Origin of the sequence: Psychrobacter sp. PG1 (assembly GCF_014897815.1) — a bacterium.
Taxonomy (GTDB): Bacteria; Pseudomonadota; Gammaproteobacteria; order Pseudomonadales; family Moraxellaceae; genus Psychrobacter.
Genome location: NZ_JABUZG010000073.1, coordinates 1 through 6,802, shown reverse-complemented (window position 1 = coordinate 6,802; position 6,802 = coordinate 1). Strand labels below are relative to the sequence as shown.

Sequence of the window (6,802 nt, the reverse complement as noted above, 5' to 3'; positions counted from 1 at the left end):
ATCAGTGACGTTAGTATCGCTATCTAGGTCATCATCAAGGCCGTCATCATCGAAGTTATCATCACTGCTTTCAAAGTCATCATTTGATGCGTTGGTATCAGCACTAAGGTCATCTGAATTATTCAATGATTTAATAAATTCACGAACGGCTTTTTGAGTAACATCCCCATCCTTGGAGTCTTCAATAAATTTAGCCACTGCTTCAGGGTGATCTTTAGAAGCTTTGGATAACGATACAGCAGACTCAACAGAGGTGATTAAACCTTGTTTTAAAGCATTCTGAATGTCTTCTGAGGCATCCATTATTGACAAGTGACGTGATACCCAAGTGCTACTTTTAGAAAGCATAGCAGCCAATTCATTACTTTTTAAACCTTGCGTTTCTTTAGCATGTGAAAGCCAGTTAGCGATATCAAGAGGGGTTAAGTCTTCACGTTGTATGTTTTCAAGAAACTGGCCAACCTCATTAATGTTATTGTCTAAAAAAGCAGGAATCAGGTTAAGTCCAGCAGTTTGAGCAGCACGAAAACGTCTATGACCATGATTGATCATGTATTCGTTTTCAATTTCAGGATGTGGTTTGATTGAGATCGGACATAAAACCCCAAATTTAGCGATGCTTTCAGAAAGCTCAGCAAGGTTTTTATCATTAAAAACCTTACGTGGATTGTTTGGGTCTTCATGAATAATATTTATTTCTACTTCAGTAATGGCGCTTACTACTTCACCATCATCAAGTAAGCCGCTGATGTTCAATTTTGATAAAGAGTCTAAACCTGACATAGTAAATCCTTATTTGTTTACAATTTTAGAGATAATATCTAAGAATACTGGACGTGTCTTAGTGCTTACTTTTGGTGCAACATGATCTTTAATTTCCCAAATAGGAAGGTTTAAATATGACGAGTCAGCAAAAGCTTGACGTTCAGGAACAACCATATCGTTTGGGTACATATAGCTACTAAATTTGTTAGTAAGATCATGGTAAATGGTCTTTTGACGGTTATTGTTTTTATTGAACCGCGAAGGTAGTAGCCCTAGAAATTCGATCTTAGAGTTATAATTTTTCTTAATGTTGGTTAAGGTTTTAAGCATATTCGTAGCACCATCAATAGAGAATGCGCTTAGCTCAATAGGGGATAAGACATAGTTGCAAACAAGCATAGGTGCAATTTGTGGCAAGCCTATAGTTGGTGGCGTATCAACGATGCAAATATCAAAATGATCAGATAGAAAGTTATGATTATTCACCCAAGTTTGCAGGTTCTCTTCACTGATATTTGCAAGCTTAGAAGTGCCTGATGCAAGATAAAACTCTACGTCAGAATTGATATCTGAAGAGGCTTCAGAAAACAAATTGTAGGTAGAGTTTTGCTCAAAGGTTTTGTCACCCTTAAAACGGCTAGATAAAAATTTAGAAGAATTACCTTGAATGTCAAAGTCAACAAACAGCACTTTCAAGTTCATTGAATGAGCTTGCATAGCTAAATGAGTTGCTATGGTTGACTTTCCAACCCCGCCTTTTTGATTTGAAATAACTACAGTTTTCATTATTCCCCCAATTTTTCAGATGCTTGGTAAATTTTAACGCATGAATCGACAATTTTCGATACATCGTGGCGTATAGCTAAAGGTACTTGAAAAGAAACAGTGAGAAAATCAAGCTTAGTTGCCGCTAGCATTCTGTCACAAGAGTTATTTACCCATTGTACAGAAACATCATATTTCTTAGATACCTCATTGGGAGATAAGCCGTCAACGATGACTTCACGAGCAATATCAACCGTTTTTTTCTTCATACGAGTGTTACTAACAGCGTTATCAAAATCTTGTTTTGATAGTTGGCCTACGCTGTGTCCTTCTCTTACTGGTGACTGATCCATAAAGGACTCCAATTGAATTGTTGTTAAGCATCTTTATAATAAAACATTAATATAATATTATCAAGCATTATCTTTAATATTTTATTAATGTTTAATAATATATTTTTAATATTAATACATAAGATTATTTTATTAAGTAAAACTTAATTATTATTTAAATGATAATCTACGCTTCTATTTAGAAGCGTAGATTTGTTTGCAGACTGAAGCCTATGAAATATAAGGGATTTACGCGATTAGCTATAATAAAATCTACTAAATTGGTGATATAATCATAAAACCGTAGGTTTAATGAAAAGTGGGATAGAAGCCGCAATGACTAAAAAAGTTTGGAATGAGGGTAGATACATTGGCAGGAAGCCACCTTTCACCAGTGAGCAAGTGCAATTAATTAAACTAAGTTTAAAGGCAAGAGGTGAAGAGAGGGATTTGTTGCTTTTCTGCATGGGGCTTGATAGCAGTTTAAGGGGTGTGGATCTTGTCAAGATTAAGGTGAAAGATGTTTTTGATAAAGAGAATGGCGTTAAAGATCCTTTTCAAGTCATACAGAGTAAGACAGGAAGGGGGATTAGCTGTATTTTAACTAATGAAACGAAAAGGTATTTAGCAGATTATATTACTAAGAGAAGTCTGAGTAATGATAGTTATTTATTTACTTCGTTATATGATAAAGAGGGAACAGGTAAGCACATAACGCCCGATCATTACAGAGATTTGATTAAGAAGTGGCTTAAAAGTGTAGGGCTTAATTATAAAATGTTCGCTTCACATTCACTAAGGCGATCTAGGACTTCTCACCTATATAAAGAAACAGGGAATCTAAGGGCTTGTCAATTACTGCTTGGCCATAGCAATATCCAAAACACTGCTAGTTATCTAGGTATTGAGGAAGAACAAGCCCATGAGATAGCAAGAAAACATCCTTTATAATTTGCGTTGACGCAATTTTTTACAGAGCATTGTTTGTTATGGGTGGTGTGGTAGTATCTTGACCAAACATACTATCATGTGTTTGTAATAGCTCAACGCTTTGTATTTCAGGGCTTTCATTAAGTGCCGTCTCTAAGTGCCCTAATCTGAGTTCTAAAAACTTCATCAAAACAGACCATACAAGACTACGATCATCACTATCAGGATTATGTATCTCAAAAGTTTTATCGTAATAAAAGTCATCGCCTGATGACATGTCAAAGTTAATCAAGCGGCAATCAGGCGTTATCTCAACGACAATTATATTGTTTGTCAATAAGCTGGTCGAGAATTGCAGGGTTACGCTATTAATAGAGTTGCTAATAGATACTTTCTGACAAAAAGGTTTGATGGTTTCAGATATATCATTAATAACAGGATTAACATTATTATTTATATAGCTTATATAACTATAATTATCAGGATTTATAGCCATTTCAGCAGCCATTATACGCTTTAGTTTATCTTTAGATTCTTTAAACATTTATGAATACCAGTTATTTATTTTCTATTATTATAGTAAATAAATATAAAGTTGTGTAAAATATTTAAGAAACTGAATAATAATGTTTAATTTAACATAGGGGTGCAATGTGACTGATGAAATAGCTGAGATTGAGAAGATGCTACTTAATGAAAATTTATCTGCTAATGATTATAAGAATCTAAGCAAGCGGTTGGAGGAGACAAGACAGGCCAAAATAAAGACAGCATTAAAAAACATGGGTGAGGATATTATCAAATATTGTGAGGATAACGATATTCCACTAAAGATGGGATTGCGGATAGCTGGGTTAGGGGAAGGTATGAGAAAAGCACCTATCAAGTTTCGTGATCCACTTGACAGCTCAAATGTTTGGGCTGGAAGAGGTAGAACACCTTTATGGTATAAGGCTAGATTGAAAGAGGGATATAAAGAAGAGGATCTGAAAGAAAAGGATTAATACTAATATAATATTAATATATTTCCATTAATACTAAATGTATTATATACCTATTATTTTATTGAAATTATATTATTAATATAATAGAATGATGATAGTATATAGGAGTTTATATAATGGAAATTAATAAAATAAGTAAATCAATTGAAAATCCTAGCAAGGATTTTCCAAAATCATTTGAAGGCATTAGTGATAATGTTCTAATAATGAGTGAGCGTGACAGAGCAGGATACGAGTATCTTGTTAAGATTAGAGGAAGGGGCGCGGTTGAAATGGCTGTAAACCACCTTGCAGGTAAACGAAAACCTTATGTTAGTAATATTGCAAAACTGATGTGTGTAACGATACCAACAACGATACAGAGAGAAGAGCTACCAGTTAGTGACGAGGTGGCGAATAATTTCTTGGAGCAAATGAAAAAAATGTTGAGTGAAGGAGGGTTGAATAAGTGATCAGTGAAGCGGCAAAAAATGCAAATGACAAGTGGTTAGGGAAAACTGTAGGGTGGAGCGTTAAAATATCCAACGAAAGCTATCCCTATGAGGCAGAGAAACTTAGTGAGCTGAAGAAAGAAAAAGGGTTGGTAGCAGAGTTATTTAGAGATTTTTTATCTAATTTAACAGACGAAGAAATTGAAAACGCAAGGCTCAATTTGGAAGTTGAATAAATATTAAAGAGGTTTCAGTGGAAAAATTAGACGAAGCGCAAGATTATCATAGTGAAGATATACCAACTATTAGCGGCTTAGATGTTGACGGCTTGAAGGTCAGTGATATTGATAACCTCATAATTAAACTTGATAAATTGAGGCAGGAAAAGAAGGAAAAAGATCTTAAAGAAGCTTGGCGTAAGTTTGAGGTTACTGTCTTAGGGTTGGGTATGGATATTGATGAAGCTTTAGATATTTGCAAGGCTAAAGAAAGTAAGGCCAGTAGAGTGTTAAGGATAAAATACAAAGACCCTGAAAACCCTAAGAATGTATGGGCTGGAAGAGGTAAAACACCTAAATGGTTACGTGAGTACGAGGAACAGGGTAGATCTAAGACTGAATTTAGAGTGAAATGAGTAAGTTTAGAATAAACTTACTCTACTTCAATATATCTTTGAACACCAATAGAATCATATATATCTTTAGCTAAATCTGACCACCCAAAAAAATCTGTTAGGTCTTCAACCAATAAAGCGTTTATAGCGTCTGTTTGGCCATTTACGGTTTTAGACAAAACCATATTACAGTTTTCTGTAGAGTATATTTTGAATGTGGTATCACCAGCACTCTTCTCTAAAATCAATGCACCCCTAAATTTAATATCAGGCTTATTCAAAGATTTAATATAATAATTTTGTATTTTGCTTTTTCTCTTCTGTAGTAACTTATCTGACAGCTTATTAATAATAAATATATCTTGGTAACGTTTAAGTAGTTGTGACACTGCTTGTTCAGATACAGATATGCCGTATTCCTCACCAATGCGCTGACTGATCGTATTCCAACTGGCTATCTTACCCTCTATTGGATAGCGCATATTGAGAGCAAGCTCAAAAGAAGAGTCTGTTAATTTACTTCTTTTGTCTATAAAACGATTATCTGCATTTGGAACTCTAGTTTTTCTCATAATAGCTAATCCATATTTTATAGTTAGTATTATAACATAGATAAATTTTATGTAATATATTAATAATATAATATAAATGATTATCTTTCTATGCTAATATTTATATATTAGTAATATAACCGATTTCGAGGTATTATGTTTACTACAGATAATAAAGGCTTAATATTAATATGCAAAATAGCATCTGTTGCTTTGTTGGTTATAGGAGTGTTGATGGGCTGGATCAGTTTGGCCGCAGCATTCATTATTTTTGTATGGTTTGCTATCGGTCTATTCTTGTATTCATGGTATTAGAGGTGGCGATTTGTTAGAAATGTTAGAGCAAAGGTATAGCTGGATATGACAACTACAATTTCAGTTGATAATATGAAGGAGATGTGAGGTAAAGTTAAACAAAAATAGATGATAATTTGATGTCAACCACCAAACCTACAGTATTAAATGATAATTTTTTTAATTTTTACGGTATAAGACAATGGAGATTCAATGTGAATGATATAGATGTTAATGATGCCAATACTAACTTTCAATTGGCTGAAAACTACTTTAATGGCAAAGGGGTAGAAAAATCGTATGAAACTGCAATGCGATATTACCAAAAAGCATATGAACAGGGTCATCCAGACGCTGCTTTAGCCATCGCTTGGATGTATAAATTTGGCGAAGGAGTAGAAAAATCAGATGAAAGGGCGCAAAGATATTTTCAAAAGGCAGACCCTTTAACACAAGACGATTATGACGAGAGGTTTTTAGAATTCCCTGAGATTATCAAATAATTTAGTAGTTATTGTTTAATATTAGACTTTACAGGATACAAGACTATTTAGATCAATATATAGCGGTAGATGTATTGAACGAAGAATTTGTAATAGGCTACATTAATGAATTTAAACCTGATTATAAGGTTCGTTTGTTAGGAGCGCCTAAGTGTTCCCAATTAAGTAAAGACTTGGGAGCAATGTATAAAGAAGGAAGGTTAAACAGGTCTGCTATAGGGCTTCCACTTATTGAACGAGGGTTTCCAAAATGGGTATATGTATATACGAAGAAGGAGTTAGACAAGTGAATAATAACAGTACAACGGTTTTCAAGGGCGTGGTATTAAAAGCAGATAGGGATAACTTTACGAAGCTAAGAAAAAAACATTTTCCTTCAGATAAAATTTTGGTGCTAGCGAAAGCCATTGGTTTGAATGACTTAGATATGGTTGGAGATATTGAGAGTGGTGACATGAGACTAGATGATAGAACTTACTCACTTTTTTTACTCGTTTGTGGCGAACATCCAAGTTACCAATTGATAGACAAAAAAGTCATAAGTAATAGTGATTTGAAAACGCCACTTGCAATCAAGCCGCCAGCCACAGGCGAAGAGATAAAACAATATAGAG

The 6,802-nt window shown here is 34.2% G+C and carries 12 protein-coding genes; 7 read left to right on the top strand and 5 right to left on the bottom strand.

Annotated elements, in window-relative coordinates:
• The 3 genes from INT03_RS11890 to INT03_RS11880 all read right to left on the bottom strand — a co-directional run.
• Positions 1-783 (bottom strand): ParB/RepB/Spo0J family partition protein (locus tag INT03_RS11890; RefSeq protein ID WP_193009109.1); only part of this gene is annotated, 783 nt, incomplete at its 3' end.
• Between the two features lie 9 nt (positions 784-792).
• Complete coding sequence (locus INT03_RS11885) at positions 793-1,551, bottom strand: ParA family protein (protein ID WP_193009108.1); 759 nt, start codon at positions 1,549-1,551, stop codon at positions 793-795.
• Positions 1,551-1,883: a hypothetical protein gene (locus INT03_RS11880; protein WP_193009107.1), complete on the bottom strand. Its 333-nt coding sequence runs from the start codon at positions 1,881-1,883 to the stop codon at positions 1,551-1,553. The genes INT03_RS11885 and INT03_RS11880 overlap by 1 nt, the downstream gene beginning before the upstream one ends.
• A 315-nt stretch (positions 1,884-2,198) precedes the next feature.
• Here INT03_RS11880 and INT03_RS11875 point away from each other — a divergent pair, with 315 nt between their 5' ends.
• The gene (locus INT03_RS11875) at positions 2,199-2,813 is read left to right on the top strand and encodes a tyrosine-type recombinase/integrase (protein WP_193009106.1); all 615 of its coding nucleotides are present in this window, start codon (positions 2,199-2,201) and stop codon (positions 2,811-2,813) included.
• Between the two features lie 19 nt (positions 2,814-2,832).
• On the opposite strand, the gene INT03_RS11870 is transcribed toward INT03_RS11875, so the two are convergent.
• A complete protein-coding gene (locus INT03_RS11870) occupies positions 2,833-3,336 on the bottom strand; it encodes a hypothetical protein (RefSeq protein WP_193009105.1) in 504 nt (167 codons plus the stop codon).
• A gap of 109 nt (positions 3,337-3,445) precedes the next feature.
• Between INT03_RS11870 and INT03_RS11865 the strand changes: the two genes are divergently transcribed.
• The 4 genes from INT03_RS11865 (at position 3,446) to INT03_RS11850 (ending at position 4,861) form a co-directional block, all read left to right on the top strand.
• A complete protein-coding gene (locus INT03_RS11865) occupies positions 3,446-3,796 on the top strand; it encodes an H-NS histone family protein (protein WP_193009104.1) in 351 nt (116 codons plus the stop codon).
• Positions 3,797-3,912: 116 nt separating this feature from the next.
• Positions 3,913-4,248: a hypothetical protein gene (locus tag INT03_RS11860; protein ID WP_193009103.1), complete on the top strand. Its 336-nt coding sequence runs from the start codon at positions 3,913-3,915 to the stop codon at positions 4,246-4,248.
• The gene (locus tag INT03_RS11855) at positions 4,245-4,463 is read left to right on the top strand and encodes a hypothetical protein (protein ID WP_193009102.1); all 219 of its coding nucleotides are present in this window, start codon (positions 4,245-4,247) and stop codon (positions 4,461-4,463) included. The genes INT03_RS11860 and INT03_RS11855 overlap by 4 nt, the downstream gene beginning before the upstream one ends.
• 17 nt (positions 4,464-4,480) lie before the next feature.
• On the top strand, positions 4,481-4,861 hold the full coding sequence (locus INT03_RS11850; protein ID WP_193009101.1) for an H-NS family nucleoid-associated regulatory protein: 381 nt from the start codon (positions 4,481-4,483) through the stop codon (positions 4,859-4,861).
• 17 nt (positions 4,862-4,878) lie between these two features.
• Here the strand turns inward: INT03_RS11850 and INT03_RS11845 are convergent, their stop codons facing one another.
• Positions 4,879-5,412, bottom strand: a complete 534-nt coding sequence (locus tag INT03_RS11845) for a hypothetical protein (RefSeq protein ID WP_193009100.1) — start codon at positions 5,410-5,412, stop codon at positions 4,879-4,881.
• Between the two features lie 413 nt (positions 5,413-5,825).
• Between INT03_RS11845 and INT03_RS11840 the strand changes: the two genes are divergently transcribed.
• Positions 5,826-6,188 (top strand): tetratricopeptide repeat protein, encoded by a 363-nt coding sequence (locus INT03_RS11840; protein ID WP_193009099.1) that lies wholly within the window; start codon positions 5,826-5,828, stop codon positions 6,186-6,188.
• A gap of 286 nt (positions 6,189-6,474) precedes the next feature.
• The coding region (locus INT03_RS11835) for a hypothetical protein (protein ID WP_193009098.1) at positions 6,475-6,802 on the top strand (328 nt) is incomplete at its 3' end.